This window comes from Streptomyces sp. NPDC058289, assembly GCF_042880975.1.
GTDB classification, from domain to species: Bacteria; Actinomycetota; Actinomycetes; order Streptomycetales; family Streptomycetaceae; genus Streptomyces; species Streptomyces stoeckheimensis.
Genome location: NZ_JBHVYI010000110.1, coordinates 1 through 26,302, shown reverse-complemented (window position 1 = coordinate 26,302; position 26,302 = coordinate 1). Strand labels below are relative to the sequence as shown.

General features: G+C 72.8%; 24 protein-coding genes. 18 read left to right on the top strand and 6 right to left on the bottom strand.

The features are described 5' to 3' along the window. Positions 1-367: 367 nt before the first annotated feature. The 6 genes from ACFVX6_RS35760 (at position 368) to ACFVX6_RS35735 (ending at position 7,316) form a co-directional block, all read left to right on the top strand. Positions 368-1,318: an STM4015 family protein gene (locus ACFVX6_RS35760; protein ID WP_389698689.1), complete on the top strand. Its 951-nt coding sequence runs from the start codon at positions 368-370 to the stop codon at positions 1,316-1,318. Then, positions 1,315-2,457 (top strand): STM4014 family protein, encoded by a 1,143-nt coding sequence (locus ACFVX6_RS35755; protein WP_389698687.1) that lies wholly within the window; start codon positions 1,315-1,317, stop codon positions 2,455-2,457. The genes ACFVX6_RS35760 and ACFVX6_RS35755 overlap by 4 nt, the downstream gene beginning before the upstream one ends. Positions 2,458-2,482: 25 nt before the next feature. Next, complete coding sequence (locus tag ACFVX6_RS35750) at positions 2,483-3,301, top strand: STM4013/SEN3800 family hydrolase (RefSeq protein ID WP_389698691.1); 819 nt, start codon at positions 2,483-2,485, stop codon at positions 3,299-3,301. Beyond that, positions 3,298-4,644 (top strand): STM4012 family radical SAM protein, encoded by a 1,347-nt coding sequence (locus ACFVX6_RS35745; protein WP_389698685.1) that lies wholly within the window; start codon positions 3,298-3,300, stop codon positions 4,642-4,644. The genes ACFVX6_RS35750 and ACFVX6_RS35745 overlap by 4 nt, the downstream gene beginning before the upstream one ends. Before the next feature lie 32 nt (positions 4,645-4,676). Beyond that, entirely contained in the window at positions 4,677-5,594 is a 918-nt protein-coding gene (locus tag ACFVX6_RS35740; protein WP_389698683.1) for an STM4011 family radical SAM protein, read from the top strand. A 285-nt stretch (positions 5,595-5,879) separates the two neighbouring features. Beyond that, positions 5,880-7,316 carry an APC family permease gene (locus ACFVX6_RS35735; protein WP_389698682.1) on the top strand — a complete coding sequence of 479 codons (1,437 nt, stop codon included), beginning with the start codon at positions 5,880-5,882 and terminating at the stop codon, positions 7,314-7,316. Between the two features lie 277 nt (positions 7,317-7,593). Here ACFVX6_RS35735 and ACFVX6_RS35730 read toward each other — a convergent pair whose 3' ends face one another. Continuing rightward, the gene (locus ACFVX6_RS35730) at positions 7,594-8,625 is read right to left on the bottom strand and encodes an NAD(P)-dependent alcohol dehydrogenase (protein WP_389698680.1); all 1,032 of its coding nucleotides are present in this window, start codon (positions 8,623-8,625) and stop codon (positions 7,594-7,596) included. Positions 8,626-8,851: 226 nt separating this feature from the next. Here ACFVX6_RS35730 and ACFVX6_RS35725 point away from each other — a divergent pair, with 226 nt between their 5' ends. The 6 genes from ACFVX6_RS35725 to ACFVX6_RS35700 all read left to right on the top strand — a co-directional run bounded on the left by ACFVX6_RS35725 (position 8,852) and on the right by ACFVX6_RS35700 (position 14,812). Further along, a complete protein-coding gene (locus ACFVX6_RS35725; protein ID WP_389698678.1) occupies positions 8,852-9,787 on the top strand; it encodes a helix-turn-helix domain-containing protein in 936 nt (311 codons plus the stop codon). A gap of 328 nt (positions 9,788-10,115) precedes the next feature. Then, positions 10,116-10,652 carry a rhodanese-like domain-containing protein gene (locus tag ACFVX6_RS35720; RefSeq protein ID WP_389698676.1) on the top strand — a complete coding sequence of 179 codons (537 nt, stop codon included), beginning with the start codon at positions 10,116-10,118 and terminating at the stop codon, positions 10,650-10,652. Positions 10,653-11,107: 455 nt separating this feature from the next. After that, entirely contained in the window at positions 11,108-12,223 is a 1,116-nt protein-coding gene (locus ACFVX6_RS35715; protein WP_389698674.1) for an LLM class flavin-dependent oxidoreductase, read from the top strand. Continuing rightward, positions 12,220-12,912, top strand: a complete 693-nt coding sequence (locus tag ACFVX6_RS35710; RefSeq protein ID WP_389698672.1) for an ABC transporter permease — start codon at positions 12,220-12,222, stop codon at positions 12,910-12,912. The genes ACFVX6_RS35715 and ACFVX6_RS35710 overlap by 4 nt, the downstream gene beginning before the upstream one ends. A gap of 54 nt (positions 12,913-12,966) precedes the next feature. Beyond that, complete coding sequence (locus ACFVX6_RS35705) at positions 12,967-14,010, top strand: glycine betaine ABC transporter substrate-binding protein (protein WP_389698670.1); 1,044 nt, start codon at positions 12,967-12,969, stop codon at positions 14,008-14,010. Next, a complete protein-coding gene (locus tag ACFVX6_RS35700; RefSeq protein WP_389698668.1) occupies positions 13,997-14,812 on the top strand; it encodes an ABC transporter ATP-binding protein in 816 nt (271 codons plus the stop codon). The genes ACFVX6_RS35705 and ACFVX6_RS35700 overlap by 14 nt, the downstream gene beginning before the upstream one ends. A 111-nt stretch (positions 14,813-14,923) precedes the next feature. Here the strand turns inward: ACFVX6_RS35700 and ACFVX6_RS35695 are convergent, their stop codons facing one another. Both ACFVX6_RS35695 and ACFVX6_RS35690 read right to left on the bottom strand, forming a co-directional pair. Then, positions 14,924-16,738 carry a glycoside hydrolase family 15 protein gene (locus ACFVX6_RS35695; RefSeq protein ID WP_389698666.1) on the bottom strand — a complete coding sequence of 605 codons (1,815 nt, stop codon included), beginning with the start codon at positions 16,736-16,738 and terminating at the stop codon, positions 14,924-14,926. Between the two features lie 76 nt (positions 16,739-16,814). Beyond that, complete coding sequence (locus ACFVX6_RS35690; protein WP_389698664.1) at positions 16,815-17,399, bottom strand: DoxX family protein; 585 nt, start codon at positions 17,397-17,399, stop codon at positions 16,815-16,817. A gap of 134 nt (positions 17,400-17,533) precedes the next feature. Between ACFVX6_RS35690 and ACFVX6_RS35685 the strand changes: the two genes are divergently transcribed. After that, positions 17,534-17,998: a MarR family winged helix-turn-helix transcriptional regulator gene (locus tag ACFVX6_RS35685; RefSeq protein WP_389698662.1), complete on the top strand. Its 465-nt coding sequence runs from the start codon at positions 17,534-17,536 to the stop codon at positions 17,996-17,998. Then, positions 17,998-18,294 (top strand): YkvA family protein, encoded by a 297-nt coding sequence (locus tag ACFVX6_RS35680; RefSeq protein ID WP_389698660.1) that lies wholly within the window; start codon positions 17,998-18,000, stop codon positions 18,292-18,294. The genes ACFVX6_RS35685 and ACFVX6_RS35680 overlap by 1 nt, the downstream gene beginning before the upstream one ends. Positions 18,295-18,320: 26 nt before the next feature. On the opposite strand, the gene ACFVX6_RS35675 is transcribed toward ACFVX6_RS35680, so the two are convergent. Next, positions 18,321-18,947, bottom strand: coding sequence for an alpha-ketoglutarate-dependent dioxygenase AlkB (locus tag ACFVX6_RS35675; RefSeq protein WP_389698658.1), 627 nt, complete (start codon positions 18,945-18,947; stop codon positions 18,321-18,323). A gap of 175 nt (positions 18,948-19,122) precedes the next feature. On the opposite strand from ACFVX6_RS35675, the gene ACFVX6_RS35670 reads away from it, so the two are divergent. Then, positions 19,123-19,863: a class I SAM-dependent DNA methyltransferase gene (locus tag ACFVX6_RS35670; protein WP_389698656.1), complete on the top strand. Its 741-nt coding sequence runs from the start codon at positions 19,123-19,125 to the stop codon at positions 19,861-19,863. 58 nt (positions 19,864-19,921) lie between these two features. Here the strand turns inward: ACFVX6_RS35670 and ACFVX6_RS35665 are convergent, their stop codons facing one another. Next, complete coding sequence (locus tag ACFVX6_RS35665) at positions 19,922-22,936, bottom strand: carbohydrate binding domain-containing protein (RefSeq protein WP_389698654.1); 3,015 nt, start codon at positions 22,934-22,936, stop codon at positions 19,922-19,924. Between the two features lie 395 nt (positions 22,937-23,331). Continuing rightward, entirely contained in the window at positions 23,332-23,727 is a 396-nt protein-coding gene (locus ACFVX6_RS35660) for an RNA-binding S4 domain-containing protein (RefSeq protein WP_243340813.1), read from the bottom strand. Positions 23,728-23,875: 148 nt separating this feature from the next. Here ACFVX6_RS35660 and ACFVX6_RS35655 point away from each other — a divergent pair, with 148 nt between their 5' ends. From ACFVX6_RS35655 to ACFVX6_RS35645, 3 genes are all read left to right on the top strand, one after another. Next, on the top strand, positions 23,876-24,271 hold the full coding sequence (locus ACFVX6_RS35655) for a molybdopterin-binding protein (protein ID WP_389698652.1): 396 nt from the start codon (positions 23,876-23,878) through the stop codon (positions 24,269-24,271). Positions 24,272-24,488: 217 nt separating this feature from the next. Next, positions 24,489-25,304, top strand: a complete 816-nt coding sequence (modA, locus tag ACFVX6_RS35650) for a molybdate ABC transporter substrate-binding protein (protein WP_389698650.1) — start codon at positions 24,489-24,491, stop codon at positions 25,302-25,304. A gap of 152 nt (positions 25,305-25,456) precedes the next feature. Then, positions 25,457-26,302 (top strand): ABC transporter permease (locus ACFVX6_RS35645; RefSeq protein WP_389698648.1); only part of this gene is annotated, 846 nt, incomplete at its 3' end.

Here is a 26,302-nt window from a genome sequence, read left to right as displayed (position 1 = left end):
GGCGCTGGGCGGACCCCTCGCGGCCGGCGGGCCCCCCGCGGCGGCCGCGGGCGGCCCCCCCACGCGCGGCCCCTCACCCCGCACCCCTGCCGGGGGGGGGGGCTCCCCCGGGGGAGCGCCCCCCACCGGCTTTCGTGGCCACCGGAATTCAGGCCGTGGCAGCATCGGGCGTGACTGCCCCCGGACGTGCAACGCCCGGGAGGCCTGGGAGTTCCGCGTGGTGTGGTTGAGGGAAGCCGGGCGGCTCTGAGCCGACCCCGGTCGGCCATCGGCCGCCGGGGCTGTCGGTGGGGCTTGGTAGAACTGTTGTCGGACGACACCGCACGGCCGGGCACCACCGCCCGCCACACCGTCAGGAGCAGCGCACATGACCATCGGGGATCACCTGAGCGAGCTGGGCGGCCTGCCGACCTTCGACTTCCCGGGGCCGAAGGACACCCGCGAGCTGCCGGAGGCCGGGTCCGTGGCCTGGCGGATCTCGGTGGACACCTACGACGCCGACGAGGAATGGCCGCAGGCCTTCGCCCGGTTCACCGAATCCGTGGACACCCGGCGGGTCCGGTCCCTGATCGTGGGCGGCTGGTCCGAGGCGTACGAGGCCTCCAGCGCCGGGATCGTCGAGGCACTGGTCGAAGCCGCCCCGAAGCTCCCCGCGCTGCGGGCGCTGTTCGTCGGCGACCTCACGTCCGAGGAGTGCGAGGTCTCGTGGATCCAGCAGTCGGACGTGGGTCCGCTGCTGCCGGCGTATCCCGCACTGGAGGAGTTCGGCGTGCGCGGCGGCGAGGGGCTGGTCTTCCCGCCCGTGGAGCACGCGGCGCTGCGCGTGCTGCGCCTGGAGGCCGGCGGGCTCCCGAAGGAGGTGGTGGCCGGGGTCGCGCGGAGCGAGTTCCCCGCCCTCACCGAGCTCGACCTGTGGCTGGGCACCTCCGACTACGGCGGGGACGCCGAAGTCGGTGACCTGGAGCCGTTCCTGAGCGGCGAGCGGCTGCCCGCCCTGCGCCGGCTCGCGCTGCGCAACAGCGAGATCCAGGACGCCGTCGCGGCGGCGCTCGCCACCGCTCCGGTCGTTGAGCGGCTGGAGGTGCTCGACCTCTCCATGGGCATCTTGACCGACGAAGGCGTCGAGGCTCTGCTGGCGGGGCGCCCCCTGACCCATCTCACCAAGCTCGACCTGCACCACCATTACGTCGGCGAACCGCTTCGGGAGCGGCTGAGCGCGGCGCTCGCCCCCCACGGCGTGGAGGTGGATCTGGGCGACCCCCAGACCGCGGACGTGGACGACGACGCCGAGTACCGCTACGTCGCGGTCGCGGAGTGACGCGTACTGCTCCCGCGGCCTTCGCCGTCGTCGGCAATCCGGGCAACCGCCGGGTCGCCCTGTTCCAGGAGGCCGTTCGCGCCGCCGGACTGCCCGGGGCGCGGGTGGTTCCGTGGCGGGACGTGCTGACCGGCCGGGCCGTCTTCCGGGCGGGCGAGTGCGTACGGATCGACTCTCCCGGCGAGGACCCCGAGGTGGAGCGGCTGCTGCGCGGGGCCGCCGATGCCTCCCGCGTCGAGGGCACGGGACGCTGGTACCGCCGGTTCACCGACGCGGTGCACCTGGTGGCGGAGGCGGTGCGGTCGGCGGGCGGCACGCTGACGGTCGATCCGGACGAGCTCGCGGTGCTGTTCGACAAGCGGCTCTGTCACGGGGTGCTGGCGGCTGCCGGCACGCCCGTCCCGGCCTCCCCGACCTCGGGCCCGGGCGCCGTCCGCGCCCCGGTGCGCGGCTGGGAGGAGGTCCGGGCCGTCCTCGCCCTCCCCGGCTACCGCCGGGCGTTCGTGAAGCTCGCGCACGGCTCCTCGGCCTCCGGGGTGCTCGCGGTGGAGACGGGCGCGGGCGACAGGATCCGCGCCACCACCTCCGTGGAGCGGGCCCCTTCGGGGGCGCTGCACAACTCGCTGCGCCTGCGGCGGTACGAGGACGAGCGGGTGATCGGCGCCATCGTCGACGCCCTGGCCCCCGACGGCCTGCACATCGAGCGGTGGCTGCCGAAGGCTTCCCAGCAGGGGCGCTCCGCCGATCTGCGGGTGGTCGTCATCGGCGGTCGGGCCACCCACGCCGTGGTCCGCACCGCGGCCGGTCCGCTCACGAACCTGCACCTCGGCGGGGCCCGCGGCGATCTCGACGCGGCCGTCGCCGCCGTGACGGCGGCGGGCGGACGCTGGGAGGCGGACGCGCTCGCCGTCTGCGAGCGGGCCGCGGCCGCCTTCCCGCGCACGCTCTGCGTGGGGGTGGATCTGCTGCCCGCCCTCGGCTGGCGGAGCTTCGCCGTGGGCGAGGTCAACGCCTTCGGGGACCTGCTGCCCGGGCTGACGGGACTGCCCGGCTCGCCCGCCGAGGGCCGGGACACCTATGCGGCCCAAGTGGCCGCCGTACGACAGGAACAGCATGCACACGCCCCCGCCCGCCCCTGACCCCGAGCCCGAGCCCGAGCCCGATATGAATGAGGTCGTCGGCCGCGACGACCTGCTGCTCGTCACCCTCGATACGTTGCGCCACGACGTGGCCGCGCGGCTGGCCGCCGAGGGACGGATCCCGAACCTGGCGGCGCGGCTGCCCGGCGGGGTGTGGGAGCGGCGGCACGCGCCGGGGAGTTTCACCTACGCATCCCACCAGGCCATGTTCGCCGGTTTCCTGCCCACCCCCGTCGGGCCGGGCCCGCATCCGCGGCTGTTCGCCGCCCGGTTCCCGGGCAGTGAGACCACCGCCGGGCGCACCTGGGTGTTCGACACCCCGGACCTGGTGTCGGGGCTGGCCCGGGCGGGCTACCGGACCGTGTGCGTGGGGGGCGTCGGCTTCTTCAACAAGGCTGCCGCGCTGGGCTCCGTACTGCCCGGGATGTTCCAGGAGTCCCACTGGAAACCGGAGTTCGGGGTGGCGTCGCCGACGTCCTTCGAGGCCCAGGTGTCCCGCGCCGAGCGGGTCGTCGCCGAACTGCCGGACGACCGGCGGCTGTTCCTCTTCCTGAACGTATCGGCCATGCACCAGCCGAACTGGTTCCACTCCCCCGGGGCGACCGCGGCGGACGGGGACTCGTGGGAGACGCACGCGGCCGCGCTGGAGTACGTCGACCGGCACATCGGGCGGCTCTTCGACGCGATGCGCTCGCGGCGCCGCTGCTTCGCGATCGTCTGCTCCGACCACGGGACCACGTACGGGGACGACGGGTACACGGGGCACCGGCTCGCCCACGAGGCGGTCTGGACGGTCCCGTACGCACAGTTCCACCTGAACCACGAGGAGCCCGGCCCCCGATGACCCCGATGCCCCATGTGAACAGCCCCACCCCGTACGAGAGTTACGTGTACGCCTACCCGCACAAGACGGCGTACCGGCCGCTCCCCGAGCGGCCGGAACTGCGCGGGCTGTGGGCGGAGCAGCCCAAGGGCGCCCTCTCGCTCTACCTCCACGTCCCCTTCTGCGAGGTGCGCTGCGGATTCTGCAACCTCTTCACCCGGATCGGCGCCCCGGAGGGCCTGACCACGGCCTATCTCGACGCGCTGGAGCGGCAGGCGTCGGCGGTCCGCGGCGCGCTGGGCGACGAGGAGCCCGTACGGTTCGCGGCGGCCGCCTTCGGCGGCGGGACGCCGACCTTCCTGACGGCGTCCGAGCTGGAGCGGCTCTGCGACATCGCGGAGAAGGCCGCGGGCGGCGATCTGCGGGCGGTGCCGCTGTCGGTGGAGGCCTCGCCTGCCACGGCGACGGCGGACCGGCTCGCCGTCCTGGCCGACCGGGGGACGACCCGGCTCAGCCTGGGCGTGCAGAGCTTCGTGCCCGACGAGGCGCGTTCCGCCGTGCGTCCGCAGAAGCGGGCGGAGGTGGAGGCGGCCCTGTCGGGGATCCGCGACGCGGCGCTGCCGGTGCTCAACGTCGATCTGATCTACGGCATAGACGGGCAGACGGAGCAGAGCTGGCGGTACTCCCTGGACGCGGCGCTCGCCTGGCGGCCGGAGGAGCTGTACCTGTACCCGCTGTACGTTCGCCCTCTGACGGGCCTGGGGCGCAGGCCGGCCGACGCCTCGTCCGCCGGGTGGGACGAGCAGCGGCTGCGGCTGTACCGGGCCGGACGGGACCACCTGCTGGCCGCCGGGTACGAGCAGGTGTCGATGCGGATGTTCCGCCGGACCGGGGCCCCGCAGGAGGCCGCCGACGACTACGCCTGCCAGACCGACGGCATGATCGGCCTCGGCTGCGGGGCTCGCTCCTACACGGCCGAGCTGCACTACTCCTTCGACTACGCGGTCGGCATGAGCGAGATCCGCGGCATCATCGACGACTACGTGAGCCGCCCGGAGGAGGACTTCGCGCGGGCCGAGCACGGCCGCTGGATCGACGCGGAGGAGGCCCGGCGCCGACACCTGCTGCAGTCCCTGCTCCAGGCACGGGGGATGCCGGTGAGCGAGTACCGGGAGCGGTTCGGGAGCGGTCCGTGGGAGGACTTCCCGGCGGAGCTTGCGGCCTTCGCGGAGCGCGGCTGGCTCGTGGACGACGCGGAGCTGCTGCGGCTGACCCCGGAGGGCCTGGCGCACTCGGACGCCGCGGGCCCGGCGCTGTTCTCGGCGGACGTACGGGCCACGATGGCCGCGTACGAGCGCAAGTGACGGGCGCCCGGGCGCAGGCCGCGGAGCCGCCGATGGACCTGACCGTGCTCTACCGGGGGCCCTTGTCCTCCTGCGACTACGACTGTCCCTACTGCCCGTTCGCCAAACGGCGCGACAGCCGGGAGCTGCTGGCGGCCGACCGGGCCGCCCTGGAACGGTTCACCGGCTGGGCGGCCGGGAACACCGGCGACCGGCTGTCCGTCCTGTTCACCCCGTGGGGCGAGGGCCTGGTCCGCTCCTGGTACCGGCGCGCCCTGGTCGAGCTGTCGCACCTTCCGCACGTGCGCCGCGTCGCGATCCAGACCAACCTGAGCGGCCGCACCGGCTGGACCGCCGGGGCCGACCGGGACACGCTCGCGCTGTGGTGCACGTACCACCCGGGGCAGACCCCGTACGACCGCTTCCTGGGCAAGTGCCGGGAACTGGTCTCCGCCGGGGTGCGGTTCAGCGTGGGCGTGGTCGGCCTGCCCGAACACCTCGCGGAGGCCCGCCGGCTGCGCGCCGCGCTGCCGCCCGAGGTGTACCTGTGGGTCAACGCGGCGGAGGGGCACGCGTACACCGATCCGGAGGCGGCCGACTGGACCGGCCTGGACCCGCTCTTCCCGTTCAGCCGCCACCCGCACCGCTCGGCGGGCCTGCCGTGCCGCACGGGCGCCTCGGTGATCTCGGTGGACGGCGCCGGCACGGTCCGGCGCTGCCACTTCGTCAAGGCGGAGCTGGGCAACCTCTACGACGGCTCGTACCGGGCCGCCCTGCGCCCGCGCGCCTGCCCCCTGGCGGTCTGCAACTGCCACATCGGCTACGTCCACCTGGAGACGCTCCCGCTCTACGACGTCTTCGCGGGCGGCGTCCTGGAGCGGATCCCGGCGGCGGGCGCGGACGCGGCCCACGTCGGCCGCCCGCTCCTCCCGCTCCTCCCCGCCGTCCCCGCCCTGCCCGCCGTCCCGTGACACGAAAGGACGGCGGGTGGGCAAAGCGGAGGAAAATTTACCCGCGGTCACATGCGGTTATCGCACAGGGTGATCGCGCAGCGTTTACACGGCGTTCATGACGCGCAGGGCGGCCGACCCGCCGCCGGACGACGAAATCCGCAGGCGAACAGGTCTTGACCTGCGGATCTCGCGGAGATTCCATTCGGCCCGGGAGCCACCGAACCAGACGTGCCCACCACCGCCTCGGAGGCGATACCGCTCCCGCGCTCACTCACCGCATCTGCCGATCGGAACACCGCACCGATGACTGACACGATCAGCGCTCCTCAGGCCCTCTCCCCCGCCACCGGTCCCGTGCCCCAGAAGCTCAAGCGTTCCATCGGCGTCGTCGGCGGAACCCTGCTCACCCTCTCGTGCGTGACGCCCGCCTCGACCCTCTTCGTCGTGGTCCCGGACCTCTTCTCCAGCCTCGGCACCTGGACCGCGCTCACCATCGCGATCGGCTCCCTGCTCTGCATCGGGGTCGCGTTCTGCTACTCGGAGCTGGGCACCCTCATCCCCAGCGCCGGCGGCGAGTACGCGATGGTGTCCACCCTGTCCGGCCGACTCGCCGGCTGGCTGGTCTTCGTCCTGTCCCTGCTGGTCGTGATGATCGTGCCGCCCGTGATCGCCATGGGCACCGCCGACTACCTCGCCCCCGTCATCGACATGCCGGCCCCGGCCGCCGGCGCCGGCGTGATGCTGCTCGCCACCCTCGCCGGTCTCCTCGACCTGCGGGCCAACGCCTGGATCACCGGCATCTTCCTCGTCCTGGAGGTCGTGGCGGCCGGGCTCGTCGCCGTGCTCGGCTTCGCCCACAGCGAGCGGGGCGCCGGCGCCCTCGTGCACGGCACCGTGGCGGCGGAGGGCGGCGGCACGTCCACCGTCACCGCGATGATGGTCGTCTCCGGGCTGGCCATCGCGCTCTTCGTCACCCAGGGCTTCTCGACGGCCGTCTACCTCTCGGAGGAGCTGGAGAACCCGCGCCGCAACGTCCCGCGGACCGTGCTGGCCACCCTCGCCATCTCCGCCGCCGTCATCCTGGTGCCGGTCATCGCCATCACCCTGGGCGCCCCCGACCTGGAGGCCCTGACCTCCGGCGACCTCGGCACCATGGTGACCGCGTGGTCCAACTCGGCGGTCGGCACCTTCGTCAGCCTCTGCGTGGCCCTCGCCATCGTCAACGCGGGCATCGTCATGGTCATCCAGAACTCCCGGGTGCTGTTCGCCTCCGCCCGCGACAAGGCCTGGCCCGCGCCGGTCAACTCCGCGCTCTCGCGGCTCGGCCGGTTCGGCTCCCCGTGGGTGGCCACCCTGCTCGTCGGCATCCCCGGCGCGGCGATGTGCTTCGTCAACCTGGACACCCTCTACGGGGTCACCGGCGTCTCGGTGACCGGCATGTACCTGCTGGTCGCCGTGGCCGCCCTGGCCAGCCGGCGCGGGGCGCACCGCGAGACGGCCGCCTGGCGGATGCCGCTGTGGCCCGCCGTCCCGATCGTGCTGATCCTGGTGTTCGCGTACATCCTCACCCAGCAGGAGACGCAGTACCTGCTGTGGACCGGCGGGATCACCGCCGTCGCCACCCTGTACTGGGCGCTGTACCTGCGCCCCCGCAAGGACACCCGCTGGCTGGTCAGCATCCCCGTGGACGAGGACGACCCGGCTTCGGCCGCGGCTCCGGCTCCTGCCGCCTCCGCGTAGCGGTCGACGCCGGCTGAGGTGCGGTGCGGGGGGGCCCGGGGGTGTGGCCGGGGCCCGCACCCCATTTCGGACGGCGGGGCGGAAGGCCGCCCACGGCGCCGGGGGCTGGCCCGCCGGGGCTCCTGCCCCCCCGGGGCGGGGGCCGCGCCGCGGCCCCCGCCCGCCGCGGGGGGGGGGGCGGGGCGGGTGGGGGGGGGGGGGGGCGCCGGGGGGTCTTCCCCGGCCCCCCCCCACCTCTTTGCGTACGGCCTCTCGTACGACCGGCCCGGGCGCGGGGTCATGCCCCGACGCGGATCACCACCTTGCCGAAGGGCGCGTCCTCGGCGTAGCCGCGGTAGGCCTCGCGGGCCTCCTCGAAGGGGAGCACCCGGTCGATCACCGGGCGCAGCCTGTGCGTCGCGATCGCCCGGTTCATCGACTCGAACTGCGTCCGGCTGCCGACGAACACCCGCCGGATCGTCGCGAGGCTCGAGGCGTACGCGGCGTGCGAGATCTCTATCCCGGACTTCGCGGCACTGGCGGTGATCAGCAGGGCGATCTGCCCGTGGAGCGAACTGGCGCGCACCGACTGCTCGATGGTCTCCGGGCCGCCCGTCTCCACCACCAGGTCGGCGCCACCGTCGGTCAACTCCCGGACGGCGGAGCCCCACTCGGGTGTGCTCACGTAGTTCACGACCGCGTCGGAGCCCAGCGCCTTCAGCCGGTCGGCCTTCTCTTCGCTCGACGTGGTCGAAACGACCCGGCAGCCCAGCAGTTTCGCGAACTGCACGGCGAAGAGCGCGACCGGACCGGTGCCGAGGGTCAGCACGCTCTGCCCCGGCAGGGGCGCTCCGCCCTCCCCGCCCGTCAGCGCGTTCCAGGCGGTGACCGCGGCGCACGGCAGGGTCGCGGCCTCCTCCCAGGTCAGGTGGTGCGGGACGCGGACCGCCCACTCCTCGTCGAGCAGGGCGTACTCCGCGAGCATCCCGTCGAGGGTGCAGCCGGGCTGGTCGACCAGGTCCGGGGTGATCCTGCCGTCGCGCCAGCGCGGGAAGTAGGCGCAGGAGACCCGGTCGCCGACCGCGAAACGCGCCACCGCCTCCCCCACCGCGACGACCTCGCCCGCGCCGTCGCTCAGCGGGACCACCCCGGGCGCGGCGGACAGCGGGTAGCGCTCGCGCAGGATCAGCAGATCGCGCTTGTTGAGGGAGGCGGCCCGGACGCGGACCACGATCCCGGTCGGGCCGGCCGGGACCGGGCGGGGGCCGCCGTGGTCCCGTAGGACGACGCCCTCGATCGTGCCGAACGTCTCCAGGTGGTACGCGCGCATGGTGGCCTCCGGCCGTGGTCCGACATCCGGTTCCGGCTCCGTTGCCGATTCCGATTCCGATTCCGATGACGCCGATGCTGCGGCGTTCGAACACGAGCGGGCAATTCCCTCCGGGGAATCGGGGGCTCCGCAGGGGCGGCGGCTAGAAGGGGGACATGACCGCCACCGTCGCCGCCGAGCCGCCCCCCTTCGCCCGCGAGATGCGCCGCCGCCGGGCCCTGCGGCGGTGAGCCAGCTGGAGCTGGCCACCCTCGCCGGGACCACGCAGTGCCACCTCAGCTTCATCGAGAGCGGCCGCTCGACCCCGGGGCGGGCGATGGTGGTACGGCTCGCCGAATCCCTCGGGCTGACCCTCCGGGAGCGCAACGCCCTCTTGCTCAGCGCTGGTTACGCACCCCTGTACGCGGAGTCCGCGCGGGACGCCGAGTCCATCGGGCCGGCCATGGAGGCGCTGCGGTCGATCCTGACCGGGCACCTCCCGTATCCGGCGGTGGTGGCCGGCCCCCGGGGCGAACTCGTCCTGGCGAACGCGGCGTTCGACGTGCTCACGGAGGGCGCCGCCGCGCACCTGCTCGCTCCGCCCGTGAACGTGTTGAGGCTCGCGCTGCACCCGGAAGGCATGGGGCCGCGCGTGGTGAACCTGGCGGCCTGGGGACGGCACATCACGGAGAGCCTGCGCGCCCGGGCCTCCGCGCACCCCGATCCGGGACTGGAGGCCCTGGCGGAGGAGCTGGACGGGTACCTGGCGACTGCCGCCCCGCGCCCGGAGGCACACTCGGGCTCCGGCGGGGCGGACGGGTCCGACCCGGCGGACAGCTCCGGCCCGGTCGACGGGTCCGACCCGGCACACGGCTCTGGCCCGGCCGACGGGTCCGGCCCGGCCGACGGGTCCGGCCCGGCCGACGGGTCCGGCCCGGCCGACGGCTCCGGCCCAGCCGACGGCTCCGGCCCGGCCGAGCACCTGGGCTTCGCCGTGCCCCTGCGGCTGCGGACCTCCGCGGGGGAGCTCCGGCTGCTGACCACGCTGACCTCGTTCTCGACCGCCGTGGACGTGACGCTGGCCGAGCTGCACCTCGAGGCCTTCCTGCCCGCCGACGCGGCCAGCGCCGAGCTGCTGCGGCGCCGGGAGGAGGCCCGGGTGGGGGCCAGCCCCCGGCGCTGAGAGCCGTACCGCCGTCCCGAATGGTGGAACGGGTGTCTCCCCCGCTCCACCGCTTCGTCTATGCTCCGCGCCATGGCCGTCACCCAGCGCCTCCTGTCGCGCTCCTGTTGTCCCCGCTGACGCCTGCCTGCTCCGACCCGCCCGCCCCGCGGCCGATGCCCCGACGCCCCGTCGTCCCGGCGCACCCCCAGAGCCCACGGTCCCGCCGCATCTCCTGAACCGCCACGCATCCCCTGTGCCGTCACGCATCCCCCGTACCGTCGTGCATCCGATTCCGCTTCCGCCCCCACCCCCGGCGGCCCCCGCCTCCCGAAGGAGCCCGTTCCCCATGAGCAGCAGCCCCGCCCTCCTCGACGTCAGCCAGGCCCACGCCCGTCACGCCGAGTTGCGGATCGTCGATGTCCGCACCCCCGGCGAGTACGCCTCCGGCCACCTCCCCGGCGCACTGAACATCCCCCTCGACCGGATCGGCCGATCCCTGCCCGAGCTGCGCGAGGCCGCGGAGGCGCAGGAGCTGCTCCTGGTGTGCGCCTCGGGGACCCGGTCGCAGAACGCGGCCCGGACCCTGGCCGGGCACGGCATCGCGGCCACCAGCCTCACCGGCGGCACCTCCTCCTGGTCGGCTCAAGGGCATCCGCTCGACTACCCCGCCGGTGGACCCCGCCGGGTCTGGGCCATGGAGCGCCAGGTCCGGCTGACCGCAGGCGCGCTCGTCCTCCTCGGGCTGCTCCTCGGCCTGCTGGTGCACCCGGCCTTCGAGCTGCTCAGCGCCGGGATCGCGGCCGGGCTCGTCTTCTCCGCCCTCACCGACACGTGCGGCATGGCCCTGGTCCTCGGCCGACTGCCCTTCAACCGCCGCCGGTAGACCGCCCGATCCCACTTTCGCCCGACATCCAGGACGATTTCGTCCATCATCCAGACTCCGCTTGTCGATACCGCCCGGACACCGACAGGATGCACCCCATGGCCCCCGTACTCGTATCGCGTCGTCACGTAGATCTGCTGCGTGTGTCGACCATGCTCTGTCGGGCTGCCACCCCCCGTACGCACGGCTGTTGATCTCACCGATCCGCCGCATCTGACTCCGTACGGATGAGTCCGCGCCTCTCGGCGCACCCTTCACCGCTTCCTTCAGCACTCCCTTTCACCGCGCCGTTCGCGGCGGCCGCAGCCCTGCCCACAGGGCTGGCCCCGGCCATGCCTGCGGTCGCGCGGACTCCCGCGTCCCTGCCCGCACTTCCCCGTACACGTGCCACCGCCGCCCCGTAGCCCGATCCTCGTGCGGCGGTGCGCGTCACGCTGCTCCGACGAGGTTTCGCCATGCCCGAGAATCCGCTCCTGCTGCACTGGTTCCTGCCCACCGGCGGGGACGGCCGCGACCCCGGCGGGGTCACCGCCGTCCAGGGGCGCAGCCGTACGGCCACCCGCCGGCCCGCGGACGTTCCGTACCTGGCACAGGTCGCTCGCGCCGCCGAACAGGCCGGATTTCATTCGCTGTTGACCCCGGTGGGGCTCGGTTGCGTCGATCCGTGGATCCTGACGGCCGCACTCGCGCAGCACACCACCCGGATCGGCTTCCTCGTGGCGTTCCGCGCGGGGTTCGCGAGTCCGACGCTGATCGCCCAACAGGCGGACGCCTTCCGCCGGTTCGCCGGTGGGCGGCTCGGGTTGAACGTGGTGACGGGCGGCGATCCCGCCGAGCAGCGGGCCTACGGGGACGGGCTGGCGCACGACGAGCGCTACGCCCGCACCGATGAGGTGATGGCCGTGCTGCGCGACCTCCTGGACGGGAAGTCCGTGGACCACGAAGGCACCCACCTGCACATCGAGGGAGCGCGCCTCACCGATCCGGAGCTGAGCCACCCGGTCCCGCTCTACTTCGGCGGCGCCTCGCCCGCGGCCGAGGAGGTCGCCGCCCGGCGGGCCGACGTACAACTGCTGTGGGGCGAGCCGCCGTCGGCCGTCGCCGCGCGCATCGACCGGCTGCGCGAGCGGGCCCGTTCGGCAGGCCGTACGGTCCGCTTCGGGCTGCGGCTGCACGTCATCAGCCGGGACTCCGCGGCCGAGGCCTGGGCCAAGGCGGACCGGATCCTCGCCGGGCTGGATCCGGCGGCGGTCCGGGCGAGCCAGGAGCGGTTCGCCGCCATGGACTCCACCGGGCAGGCTCGGATGGCGGCCCTGCACGGCGGGGTCGCGGACGCCGAACGGCTGACGGTGGCACCGAACCTCTGGGCGGGCATCGGGCTGGTCCGCGAGGGTGCCGGGACGGCCCTGGTCGGCTCGCACGACGAGGTCGCGGCGCGGCTGGCGGAGTACCGGGCCTTGGGTGTCGACGAGTTCATCCTGTCCGGCTATCCGCATCTCGAAGAGGCCTACCGGGTGGGCGAAGAGGTCGCCCCGCGCCTGCGCGCCCTGACCGGGGCGGCGGCCGCATGACCGCGCTCACCACGCCCGGTGAGGTGTGGCGGCAGTTCCTGCTGGCGTCCACCACGCACGACGGGGTCCGCGGCTACGGCGGCCACCTGCTGGTGGAACACCTCGGGGTGAGCCTGGGCCGCATCGGCACCGGCTCGGCGTACGCCGTGCTGGCAGGGGTGCCCCTGGGTCTACTGATCGGCACCGTCCGGCCCCTCGCGGTGGTGCTGGAGCCGGCCGTGACCTTCCTGCGCCCCCTGCCGCCGCTCGCGTACCTCTCGCTGCTCGTCATCTGGTTCGGCATCGACGAGGCGCCGAAGATCTGGCTGCTGGTGATCGCCGCGCTGCCGCCGATCGCCGCGGCCACGGCGGCTGCCGTGCGGACCGTACCGGACGAACTCGTGGAGGCGGCCAAGGCGTTGGGCTCTGGTCGGGCGTCCCTGCTGCTGTCGGTGCGGCTGCCCGCCGCGCTGACCGAGATCCTCACCGGCATCCGGATCGCCGTCGGGGTCGCCTACACCTCCGTCGTGGCGGCGGAGACCATCAACGGCGTGCCCGGCATCGGCGGCATGATCCGCGACGCCCAGCGCTACAACCTGACGGCCCTGGTGATCGCCGGCATCCTCGCCATCGGACTGTCCGGGATCGCGCTCGACGCCCTGCTCCGGGGAATCGAGCGGTACGCCGTCCCCTGGCGCGGCCGCGGCTGACCGCCCGCGCCCCCCATTCTCCCCAACACCCCTCCTCACTACTGGAGTTCCGTCATGCCCAGAAACGTATCCCGCCGCGCCCTGCTGCTGGCCGCCGCCGTCGCCCTGACCGCTTCCACCACCGTCGCCTGCGGGGCGGACGGCGACGGATCGGCGGCCGCGCCGGGGCGGACCACCGTACGGATCGCCTATCAGGCGATACCCAATGCCGACCTGATCGTGAAGAACCAGCGGCTGCTGGAGCAGGCCCTGCCCGAAGCCGACGTGAAGTGGGTGAAGTTCGAGTCCGGCAGTGACGTCAACACGGCAGTGATCGCCGGTTCGGTGGACCTGGGCCTGGCCGGGTCGAGCCCCGTCACCAAGGGCCTGTCGGCCCCGCTGAACATCCCGTACAAGGTGGTGTGGATCCACGACCTGATCGGCGACAACGAGGCGCTGGTCGCCAAGTCCGGGATCGGCTCGGTCAAGGACCTGGCCGGGAAGAAGGTGGCCGCGCCCTTCGGCTCCACCGCCCACTACTCGCTGCTCGCCGCGCTGAAGGCCGCCGGGCTGGATGCGGCGGCCGTGCAGACTATCGACCTCCAGCCGCAGGACGCTCTCGCCGCGTGGAAGCGCGGGGACATCGACGCGGCGTACGTGTGGACGCCCACGCTGAGCGAGCTGACCAAGGACGGGAAGGTGCTCGTCACCAGCCGGCAGCTCGCGGAGCAGGGCAAGCCCACCGCCGACCTGGGCGTGGTGACGAACGCCTTCGCGGCCGCGCACCCCGAGGTGGTCACGGCCTGGATCAAGGCGCAGGACCAGGCCGTCGGGCAGGCCCGTACCGCCCCCGGCCAGGCGGCGAAGTCCATCGGGGCGGAGCTCGGGCTGCCGCCGGAGGAGGCGCAGCGCCAGCTCTCGGAGCTGGTGCTGCTGAGCGCGAAGGAGCAGACCGGCCCCGACTACCTCGGCACGCCCGGCGCCCCCGGGAAGCTGGCGGCGACCCTGCGCGACGCGGCCGTCTTCCTGAAGGAGCAGAAGAAGGTGGACGCCGTCCCGGACGAGGCCGCCTTCGGCCGGGCCCTCGCGGTGGAGGAGCTCGGCCGTGCCGCGCACTGAACGCGCCCCCGACACCACGACCGCCGGGGCGGCCGACGCCGATCTCGCCGTGGACCTCGCGGGGGTGTCGGTCCGCTACGGACCGGCGAAGCAACCGGTGACGGTGCTCGACGCGGTGGACCTACGGGTCCGCGCAGGCGAGTTCGTCGTCCTCGTCGGCCCCTCCGGCTGCGGCAAGACCACCCTGCTGCGGGTGATCGCCGGCTTCGCCCGCCCGGCTTCGGGCACCGCCCTGGTCCGGGGCACCGTCCCGCGTCCCGGGCGGGGTGCGGGGGTGGTGTTCCAGCAGCCGAGGCTGTTCCCGTGGCGCACCGTCGGCGGGAACCTCGGCTTCGCGCTGGCCCGCCACGGGGTGCCGCGGTCCCTGCGACCGGGCCGGATCGCCGAGTTGCTGGACCGGGTGGGGCTGGCCGGCATGGGCGGCCGCCGCACCTGGGAGCTGTCCGGCGGCCAGCAGCAGCGGGTGGCGCTGGCCCGCGCCCTGGCGGCGGAGCCCGAACTGCTGCTGATGGACGAGCCGTTCGCCGCTCTGGACGCGCTGACCCGGGAGCGCCTCCAGGAGGAGGTCCGTTCCCTGGCCGGGCGGCTCGGCACGACCGTGCTGTTCGTGACGCATTCGGTCGAGGAGGCGGTGCTGCTGGGATCCCGTGTCCTGGTGATGGCGGCCGGGCCGGGCCGGGTGGTGGCGGACCTGCCGATACCGCTCCCCCGCGACCCGGCCACGGACGTCGCGGGGTTGCGGGCCTCCCCCGAGTTCGCCCGGTTGCGCGGCCGGCTGGCCGGGGCGCTGAGCCCCGGCTGACCGACGCCCCTCACCCCTCACCCGTCACCCGTCACCCGTCGCCCGTCGCCCGGGGACCCGCTCCCCGGGCCCCGACGCCCGACACCCCGGCGCCGGTCGCTCCGGGGCCCGTCACCCCGGCACGACCGCCGGGCTCGCTCCGCCCAGGGTGAGTGCGGTGTTCACCAGGCCGACGTGGCTGAACGCCTGGGGGAAGTTTCCGAGTTGGCGTCCGGAGACGGGGTCGTACTCTTCGGCGAGGAGTCCCACGTCGTTGCGTACGGCCAGCAGCCGCTCGAAGAGCTCCCGCGCCTCCTTCTCCCGCCCGGTCAGGTGCAGGGCGTCGGTCAGCCAGAACGAGCAGGCGAGGAAGGCCCCTTCGTCGCCGGGCAGGCCGTCCACCGAAAGCCCCTCGGTGCTGTAGCGGCGGACCAGGCCGCTGCGGCCCAGTTCCTCGCGCACCGCGTCGACCGTGCCGATGACGCGGGGGTCGTCCGCCGGTAGGAAGCCGACGCGGGGAATGAGGAGGGTGGCCGCGTCCAGCTCGCGGGAGCCGTAGTACTGGGTGAAGGTGCGCCGCTCCGGGTCGTAGGCGTTTTCGCACACGTCGCGGTGCACCGCATCCCTTATGTCGCGCCAGCGCTGCACGTCGCCGGGGAGTTTGGGGTTGAGTTCCAGGGTGCGCACGGCCCGGTCGGCGGCGACCCACGCCATCACCTTGGAGTGCGTGAAGTGGCGGCGCGGGCCGCGCACTTCCCACAGTCCCTCGTCGGGGCGGTGCCAGTTCTGCTCCAAGAAGTCGAGGAGCGCGAGCTGGATCTTCCAGGAGTGCCACTCGGCGGGAAGTCCGGCGGAGCGGGCCACGTACAGGGAGTCGAGGACCTCTCCGTACACGTCGAGCTGGAGCTGGTCGACGGCCGCGTTGCCGACGCGGACCGGCGCGGAGCCGGCGTACCCCTTCAGCCAGGGCAGCTCGCTCTCCGGGATGCGCCGCTCGCCGCCGATCCCGTACATGATCTGCAGGTCGGCCGGGTCGCCCGCAACGGCGCGCAGCAGCCACTCCCGCCAGGCGCGGGCCTCGTCGAGGTAGCCGGTGGCCACCAGGGAGCCGAGGGTGAGGGTGGAGTCGCGCAGCCAGCAGTAGCGGTAGTCCCAGTTGCGGACGCCGCCGAGCTCCTCCGGCAGGGAGGTCGTCGCCGCGGCGGCGATCCCGCCGGTCGGAGCGTAGGTGAGGGCCTTGAGGGTGATGAGGGAGCGGATCACCGCATCCCGGTAGGGGCCCTCGTAGGTGCACCGGCCGGTCCATTCCCGCCAGTCGGCGAGGCTCTGCTCCAGGGCGGCGTACGGGTCCAGGGGCTCGGGGCGCGGTTCGTGCGAGGGGTGCCAGGTGAGCACGAAGGCGACGCACTCGCCGGCGGCGACGGTGAACTCGGAGCGGGTGCTCATGCCCTCGCCCCACGTGTGCACGGAAGGTTCGCTGCGCAGCCACGCGGCGTCGGGCCCGGCGACGGCGACCCGGTCGCCCTCGCGGTTGCCGGCGCGCCGGACCCAGGGCACGACGTGCCCGTAGTCGAAGCGCAGGCGCAGGGTGCTGCTCACGGTCGATTCGCCGGTGAGGCCTTCGACGATCCGCATCAGGTCGGGCGCGGTGTCGCGCTGCGGCATGAAGTCGGTGACCTTGAACGAGGCGCCGTCCTCGGTCTCCCAGAAGGATTCCAGGACGAGCGTGCCGTCGACGTAGCCGCGGCGGGCGCAGCGGGCGGAGTCGGGGGCGGCGGCCGGGGCGATGCGCCAGTGGCCGTTCTCCTCGTCGCCGAGGAGGGCGGCGAAGCAGGCGGCCGAGTCGAAGCGCGGCAGGCACAGCCAGTCGATGGACCCGTCGCGGCCGACCAGCCCACTGGTCATCAGGTCGCCGATGAGTGCGTAGTCTTCGATGGGTTGTGTCATTTAGGGCACTTTCCCTCGAATACCCGCACTCAATCAGCCCGTCCGGGTCCCCGCGCGGCGCCGCCCCCGGGACGGCTCAGTTCCGCACGAGGAGGAGCACGCCCGCGGTCACGACGCCGAGGGCGACCGCGAGGGCGCCGTGGGCGAGGCGGTGGCCGCGCAGGACGGGCAGGAAGCGGTCGACGGCGTACCGGCCGGGGCCGGTGAGCGCGAGGGCTGCGGCTCCGGCGGTGAGCAGGAGCTCGTACTCGATGCCCTGCGGGGCGAAGAAGGAGCCGGCGCCGTGCACGGCGATCGCGTTGATCATGGTGCCGACCAGAGCGGCGCCCGCCAGCGGCGTGAGCAGCCCGAGGACGAGGCCGAGCCCGCCGAGGGTCTCGGTCAGGCCGGCGAGGACGGCCATGGCGTCGCCCGCCGGGTATCCGCTGGCGGTGAAGAACTGCCCGGTGCCGCTGATGCCGCCGCCGCCGAACCAGCCGAAGAGCTTCTGGGCGCCGTGGCCGGCCATGGTCAGGCCGAGGACCACGCGCAGGAGGAGCAGGCCCACGTCGTGGGCGGGGGTGGACGGGGCCGGGACGGCGGCGCGCGCGAGGAGCGCGGCCGGTTCGCCGGACCGCGGCTTCGGCGTGGTGACGGAGGAGCTGGTCATGGGACTGCTCATGGGGGGGTCCTTCCGGTCGGGCGACCCGAGGGGGCGGGTCGCTCCCCAGGTTGTTCAAATTCGAATCACTCCCCCGACCCTAGCCTTGCATCCGCCGCTGATTCAAATTGGAACGCCACGTGTAGCCTGGTTCCATGGCTGAAACGAAATGGCTGGACGACCGCGAAATGCGGGCCTGGGAGGGGTTCCTGGCCGCTTCCGCCCTGGTCAACCGCCGCCTCGATCAGCAGCTCAAGGACGACTCGGGACTCTCCCACCCGCAGTACGAGATCCTCGTACGACTCGCCAGGGCGCCCGAGGGCGAACTGCGCATGACGGAGCTCGCCAACGGGCTCGTCAACTCCAAGAGCGGGCTGACCTACCAGGTCACACAGATGGAGAAGGCGGGCCTCGTCCGCCGTCGCACCTGCCCCTCCGACGTCCGGGGGATCTACGCCGTCCTCACCGAGGCGGGCCGCGCCCGACTGAAGGAGGCCGCGCCGGGGCACGTGACCACGGTCCGGGAGGTCCTGGTGGACGTCCTCACCCCCGAACAGCTCGACACGCTCGCCGACGGGCTGGGCGAGGTCAGCCGCCGACTCCGGACCCAGGGCGCCTGATGGACACGACGACCGTCTGGATCATCGTGGCGGCGGTGGTCGCGGCCGGCTTGGCGGTCACCGCAGCCGTGCTCCTCGTACGGGTCTTCGCGGCCCGCCGGCTCCTGCGCGACGCGGGCATCCCCCTGCGCGACAAGGCGCTGTTCTGGGCCGCTGTGGCGTACACGATCTCTCCGGTGGACCTGATCCCGGACCCGGTCTACCTGGACGACATCGGCATCCTGCTCCTGGCCCTGCGCTCCCTCCACGCGGCGGCCGCGGCAGCCCGCCCGCCCAAGGAACTCGACGCGACTTAGGGGCCGCGGCATCCGTGCCCGTCGGCTCAGCTCACCCCGCGCGGGCGGAACTGGACGCTGATCCGGGGGCCGACCGGGCGGGCCGTTTTGGGGACGGCGTGTTCCATCGTGCGTTGACAGGAGCCGCCCATCACCACCAGGTCGCCGTGGCCCAGCGGGAGGCGGAGCAGGGTCGGGCCGCCGTCGCGGGGGCGCAGGGCCAGGTCGCGGGGGTCGCCCACCGAGAGGATGGCGACCATCGTGTCCTCGGTGGCGGAACGGCCGGTGCGGTCGCCGTGCCAGGCGACGCTGTCGCGGCCGTCGCGGTAGAGGCACAGACCCGCCGTGACGAAGGGTTCGCCCAGCTCAGGGGCGTAGTGGCGGCTCAGCGTGGTGCGGGCCTCGGCAAGGGCGGGGTGCGGCAGCGGGTCGGCCGCACCATAGTGGGCCAGCAGGCGCGGGACCGCCACCTCCCGCTCGTACATCTGCCGCCGCTCGGCATGCCACGGGACGTCGGCCGCGAGCCGCTCGAAGAGCGAGTCGGCCCCCGCGAGCCAGCCCGGCAGGTGGTCCACCCAGGCGCCGGCGCCCAGCTCCGTACGCCGGGCGCGCACCAGCGGGCCGAGGCGGATCTCGTCGCCCTGATCGAAGAGCGAGCCCTGGAGTGCGTGCATGGGTCCAGGATAACGCGCAATTCGAACATGTGCACGAGTCGAGCGAGCTCGCTCACTTCCGCTTACGAACGGGCAGCAGCGCGAGCTGCCGGCCGGCCTCCTCCGCTGACGGGCCCCCGCGCCGGCCGGTAAATGCGTCGACAGCGCCCCTCGGCACCCGGCAAAGTGGCCGCCCGTGACGAGCAGTGAGCTGTGGACCCGTGCGACCGCCGACCGCTACGACGCCGAGGAGACCCAGACGTCCTCGGCCGCCGTTCTCGGACCGACTCTCGCCTTCCTCGCCGAGCTCGCCGGAGACGGCCGGGCACTGGAGTTCGCGATCGGGACCGGACGCGTGGGCGTCCCGCTCCGGGAACGCGGCGTGCCGGTCGTGGGCATCGAACTGTCCGAGCACATGGCAGCGGTGCTGCGGCACAAGATCGACGAGGACGCGCTCCCGGTGGTCATCGGGGACATGGCCACCACCGTCGTTCCCGGCGGGTTCACCCTGGTCTATCTCGTCTACAACACCATCACGAACCTGCTCACGCAGGACGAGCAAGTCGAGTGCTTCCGCAACGCCGCACGTCATCTGGAGCCCGGCGGCCGATTCGTCATCGAGCTGGGCGTGCCGCCGCTGCGGCTGCTGCCGCCCGGCCAGGTCGCGGTGCCGTTCGACGTCTCCGAGCAGCATCTCGGCTTCGACACCTTCGACCTCGTCGAGCAGATTCTCGTCTCGCACCACTTCACCCGCGACGGCGACGACGGCCGCTACCGCCGCGACGACTCCCGGCACCGCTACGCCTGGCCGGCAGAGCTCGACCTGATGGCACGGATCGCCGGGCTCGAGAGGGAACGTCGCGTCGCGGACTGGGACGGGGCGCCGTTCACCCAGGACTCCGCGAAGCACATCTCCGTGTGGCGCAAGCCGACTTGAGCTCGGCCGCCGCCCGACCGTGGGAGGACTCCCCTCCCTTTCGGGAGGGGAGCGGAAATCAGTTCAGGTAGGGCCCGGCCGCGCCCACCTTTCCGGGGGCGGCGTTGCTGCCGCCCAGGTCGAGGACGTAGACCCGCAGGTTGCCCTTTCCGGGGGCCGGGACGGACAGGGTGCCGCCGGTGACGGTCTTCACGTCGCCGGTGACCGCGTCCTTGTACGTGCCGTTGGGTACGCCCGTGTACGTGGCGGCCCCGGTGACGGCCACCAGGGCGAAGCTGTCCACTCCGGTGGCGGTGTCGGTGTAGCGGCGCTTGAAGGCCATGCCCCCCGAGACGCCCTCGGTGGAGTACTGCCCCATCTGGAGCGCGGGCACGGCGCGGCGGATCTCGTTCAGCCGCTGGAGGTGCTTGACGAGCGGGGATTCCAGGGTGGCGGCTACGGGGCCGGTGGCCGTGGCCACCTTCGAGAAGCCGGAGGCGGTGACCGATCCCGCGATCTTGTCCCCGTAGTAGGCGCGGCCGGTGCCGGCGAGCGGGCAGGTCGGGCCGCAGTCGATCTGCTTGCCGGCTTGGAACTCGATCTCGGAGCCGTAGTACAGGGTCGGGATGCCGCGGAAGGTCCACATCAGGGCCATGTTCTCGGCCCAGGCGTCGGTGCCGCCCGCGTAGCGGGTGGAGGACTTTCCGGGGCCGAAGTCGTGGCTGTCGACGTAGACGACGTTGTAGGTGGCGTCGTTGTAGCTGTCGTCGGAGTCCTTGCCGTTCTGGAAGGCGTTGTTCGCGTCCCCGAAGTTCATGTGCATGCGCATGTCGATGACGTTCATGCCGGAGAACTTGCTGTGGTCAGGGGCGTGGTAGAGGTTGCCGTCGAGGAAGGCGTTGGTGCTGGTCGGCTGCTTGGCCGGGTCGTTGTCCGTCGTGTACTGCTGGACGGCGGCGGTGGCGTCGTCCGCGCTGTACGTCGCGGACTCCTTCCAGGTGTAGTACTGGGCGGACTGGTTGGCCGAGCCGCGGTTCCACTTGTCGTTGACGAAGGAGCCGACCTCGCCGAACACGTAGAAGTCCTGCGCCTTCTGGGCGCCGAACTGCTGGGCCACGCGCTGCTGGATGGCGGGCAGGAAGCGCCGGTTCCAGGTGACGCGGGGGATGTGCACGGCCGTGTCCACGCGGAAGCCGTCGACGCCCATGTCGATGTACTTGTTGTAGGCGCCTATGAGGTAGTTCTGCACGGTCGCGTTCTCGGTGTTGAAGTCCGCGAGGTCCTCGTGGATCCAGCAGGAACGGGCGTCCTCACCCTCCCAGTTGCCGATCCAACACTGGTGGAACAGGGCCTTGGGGAACATCCCCGAGGTCGGGTTCGGCCACTGGCAGTTGTAGATCGTGTAGCCCTCGGCGCTCTTGTACTGCGTGGCCGCGCCCCAGTTGACGCAGGTGTTCCCGGCCGGCTCCGCCGTGGACCACAAGTCCCCGTTGTAGTACGACTTTCCGCTCTTGGGGTCCACCGTGAGGCCGTCGTACTCGAATCCGGCCTGCTTCTCGTCGTAGTACCAGGACCACTGCGCGTCGCGCACGCCGTAGACGGTCGGGGCGAACAGGCCCTTGGCTCCCCAGCGGGCACTGTGGTTGTAGACGACGTCCTGGTAGATCTTGACGCCCTTGGCGTGGGCGGCGTTGATGAGGTCCTGGTAGGAGGCGCCCGCCGATTCCAGGCGGGGGTCGACCTTGTAGAAGTCGTAGCCGTGGTAGCCGTGGTAGTCGTAGTCGGAGCGGTTCAGGACGACCGGGGTGATCCAGATCGCGGAGAAGCCGAGGGCTTTGACGTAATCCAGCTTCTCGACCAGCCCCTTGAAGTCCCCTCGGAACATGGGGTCGTTGTTGGCGGCGTTCCCGGACTTCGCGTCCTGGCTGCCGCCCCGGTTGTTGGCGCTGTCGCCGTCGTTGAAGCGGGCGGTGAGCACGAAGTAGATCGGGTCCTTGCGCGGGTCTCCGCCCAGCGGCGCCGATCCGGCCGGGGCCGGGGGCCGGGTACCCGTGGTGGCGACCGCGGCGGCGGAGGAGGCGGAAAGGTTCCCCGCGGCGTCCACCGCCTTGACCGTGTAGGTGTAGGCGGTGCGCTCCTCCAGAGCCGATTCGGTCAGGACCGTGGAGGTCACGGAGGTGACCACGGTGCCCTTGGTGCCGCCCGAGCGGGTGGCCTGGTAGCCGGTCACTCCCCGGTCGTCCGTGGCGGCGTTCCAGGTCACGACGGTGGACACGTCGGTGGCGGCGGCCCGCAGGCCGGTGGGCACCGTGGGCGCGGTGGTGTCGGGGACGACGGCGGCGCACGGGTCGGCGGCGTTGGCGGTGACCGTGGTGTCCTTCACCGTGGACAGGCCCGTGCCGAGGGCGTAGTTCCTGCCGTTGTTGTTGTCCCAGGTGCCGTTGCCGTTGTTGAAGGTGGCGGCGAGTCCGGTGGCAGAGCCGAGCGGGACCGTCTTCTTCACCCAGCCCGTGCACGCCGGGTCCATGCCGGTGCCGGGGGCCGTGGTCCAGGAGCCGCCGGTCGGGGCCCAGTGCAGGTTGACGGTCGACCAGCCGACCGTGGTCGTCGCGTAGTAGACGGTGGCGCTCGCACCGGTTCCCGTTCCGGTGCCGGGGTCCGCGGCGCAGGGGTCGCTGTGGGCCACGACCCCGTCCTTGACGGTGATGACCCCGGTGCCCAGGGCGTAGTTCTTGCCCCCGTTGTTGTCCCAGGTCCCCTGGCCGTTGTTGAAGGTCGCCTGGAGGCCGGCGGCCGCGTCGAGGCTGACGGTCTTCTTCACCCAGTCGGTACAGGCGGCTTCCATCCCGGTGCCGGGCACGGTCGTCCAGCTGCCGCCGTCGGGCGCCCAATGCAGGTTGTAGGCAGCCCAGTTGCGGGTCTTGGTGTAGTAGAAGACCGTCGCCGTGCCGTCACCCGACGCCGTCACTGCGGCAGGGGCCGCCTCGGCGAGAGTGGCTCCGGCGGCCGGCAGCGCGGCCGCCAGACATCCGGCGACGGCCAGCGCCAGGGCCGTGGACCGTCCTCTGGGATGTGATCGCGTACGTGATCTCAAGGTCTGCTCCTCGAAGCGGGGCCCAACAGCCCTGCGGCTCCGCGGCATTGAAAACTTGCCGCAAGGTTTTGCGGGGAGGTTATCCACCTGTCACCAGCGCGTGAACCCCTTGTGAACCGGAAATCTCGCCACCGGTCACACCAGGGCGACCCCTGTGGACCGTTTATGGGGAGAACCACCGCAATGGCTTGCAGAAATTTTCCCGACGCAGCCGTGGGTGAAGACCCGCACGGCGACAGGGCCGGACAGGCGTCAGCGGGCAGGGCTCCACTCGGGAAGAGTCGATAAGTCGACATGGGTGGGTTGCGTACGCCCCTGCGGAACGGCAGCCCGGGAGCCGCCGACATGCGCGGAGCCTCCGGGGACGGCCCCCTAGGCTCCGCCGTCAGCAGCCCCTACCGACCGCCGCGCAGGGTTTCGATCTCGCGGCGTTCGCGCTTGGTCGGGCGGCCCGCGCCGCGGTCGCGGATGCCGACCACCGCCGCCTCCACCGGGGTCGGCGGCGGCGGGCTGTTGTCGGTCAGGCATTCCGCGGCGGCCGGAGCACCCACCCGCTTGGACACCGGACGCCGGACCACCACGATGCGCTCGCGCCCCGCATGGAAGAGGCGCACCTCGTCCCCGGCCCGCACAGCCTGCGCCGGCTTCGCGCGCTCCCCGTTGACCCGCACGTGTCCCGCCCGGCACGCCGTGGCGGCGATCGCCCGCGTCTTCGTCAGCCGGACCGACCAGATCCACACGTCGACCCGCGCCGACCCCGATCCCGCACCTGCGGTTCCCTCTTCAGCCATGCCCCGACTCTAGCGAGGCGAGCCGGGCCGGACCGAGCCCGTAGAAACGGAATGGTTTTGGCGGTTACGACAAGTGCAGTGGTATCTGCCATGGATATCATCCCAATGGAATTGCAAATGCTGCACACGTGCCCCTACCTTGTCGCACATGCAGTCCTACACCATCGGTCAGGCGGCCCGCCTCCTGGGCGTCAGCCCGGACACCGCGCGCCGCTGGGCCGACGCCGGCCGCGTCCCGACCCACCGCGACGAGTGCGGTCGCCGGCTGATCGACGGCCGCGCCCTGGCCGCCTTCTCCATCGAGGTGGCGCAGGGGGCGCGCACCGAGGACGGCGAGACCTGCACCTCGGCGCGCAACGCCTTCCCGGGCATCGTCACCGCCGTCAAGCTCGGCGACGTGGCCGCCCAGGTCGAGATCCAAGCCGGTCCCCACCGCCTGGTCTCCCTCCTCACTCGGGAGGCCGTCGACGAGCTCGGGCTGCAGGTCGGCATGCGGGCCACCGCCCGCGTGAAGTCGACCAGCGTGCACGTCGACCGGGCCTGACCCCGCCCGGTGCCGCCCGCCACCAGCCGTTCCAGCACCGCTCAGCACCTCAGCACCTCAGCGCCTCAGCACCTCAGCACCGCTCAACAACGCTCAGCACCGCCGAGTACCGCTCAGTACGACGCGTCCCCACCCGCTCCGCCCGTCACCGGCGCGGGTCACGACCGCGCGATCCGGCACCAGGCCGGCCGCCGACCCGACCGAGGAGCACCAGCTCATGTCCCCGTTCCTGCCCCTGAACCGCCGTACCGCCGCGCTCACCCTCTCCGCCGCCCTGCTCGTGCCGGCGCTCGCCGCCTGCGGCAGCAGCGACGACAAGAAGGACACGTCCGCCGCCGCGAGCGCCTCCGGGTCCGCCGAGCCCAAGGCCGCGAACCTGACGGTGCTCGCAGCCTCCTCCCTCACCGACGTCTTCAAGGCCGCCGGCGCCGCGTACGAGAAGGCGCACCCGGGCACCAAGGTCACCTTCTCCTTCGCCGGTTCGCAGGAGCTCGCCGCGCAGGTCAAGCAGGGCGCCCCGGCCGACGCACTGGTCACCGCCGACACCAAGACGATGGACGGCCTGAAGGCCGAGACCAACGACCCGGCGATCATCGCCAAGAACCGTCTGGTCATCGCGACCGGCAAGGGCAACCCGTTCAAGGTCGCCGGTCTCAAGGACCTCGCCGACACCAAGATCAAGGTCGTGCTGGCCGCGCCCGAGGTCCCGGTGGGCCGTTACAGCAAGCAGATCCTCGACGCCCAGAAGATCGAGGTGAAGCCGGTCTCCCAGGAGCCCAACGTCCGCGCCGTGCTGAGCAAGGTCGAGCTGGGCGAGGCCGACGCCGGTCTCGTCTACAAGACCGACACCCTCAAGTCCGGTGACAAGGTCGCCGTCGTGGACATCCCGGACGCCGAGAACGCCGTGGCCTCGTACCCGGCCGCCACGCTCAAGGGCTCCAAGAACACCGAGGCCGCTGCCGCGTTCGTGGCCTGGCTGAGCACCCCGGAGGCCCAGAAGATCCTCCAGGACGCGGGCTTCCAGAAGGCGTGACCGCCTGACGGGTCCGGTGACGGAGAGGGACCGCCCGGTCCGGGGGGACGGGCGGTCCCTCTCCGCTTGCCTCCGCCGCACTACGCTTCACACGCCGCCCGGGCGTCCGGACATCCCCGACGGCGTCCCGACACCCCCGGCCAGGAACCCACATGAGCAGACTCCGTACCCGCCGTGCCCGGCCCCCCGTGGCTCTGGCGCTCCCCGCGCTGCTCGCCGTGGCGTTCCTGCTGATGCCGCTCGTCGGCATCCTCACCCGCACCCACTGGCGCGATCTCGGCGCGCACCTCACCAGCCCCGGTGTGGTCGAAGCTCTCCGGCTCTCGCTGGTCGTGTCCCTGTGGGCGCTCGGCTCCTCCCTCCTCCTCGGGGTGCCGCTCGCCTGGCTGCTGGCCCGCGTCGAGTTCAAGGGCAAGGCTCTGGTGCGCTCGCTGGTCCTGCTCCCCATGGTGCTGCCGCCCACGGTCGGCGGTGTGGCCCTGCTGCTCGGTTTCGGCCGGCGCGGGCTGCTCGGACCCTGGCTGGAGGGCACCTTCGGCATCACGTTGCCCTTCCACACCTCCGGCGCGGTCGTCGCGGCCACCTTCGTCGCGATGCCCTTCCTCGTGATCAGCCTGGAGGGCGCGCTCGCCGGGCTCAAGCCGAGCTACGAGGAGACCGCCGCCTCCCTCGGCTCCACGCCGCTGCGCGTGTTCTTCACCGTGACGCTGCCGATGGTGGCCCCGGGCCTGGTCGCCGGAGCCGCGCTCACCTGGGCGCGGGCGCTCGGCGAGTTCGGCGCCACCATCACCTTCGCGGGCAACCTTCCGGGCACCACCCAGACCCTGCCGCTCCAGGTCTACCTGCTGCTCCAGGACCAGCCCGAGGCCGCCACCTCGGTGTCCCTGCTGCTGCTCGCGATCGCCATGGCCGTACTCATCGCCCTGCGCGGGAGGTGGACGGGAACCCCCGTCGCCCGCAAGGACCCCGGTGCGTCGGTGGTCGCCGAGGAGGCCGTC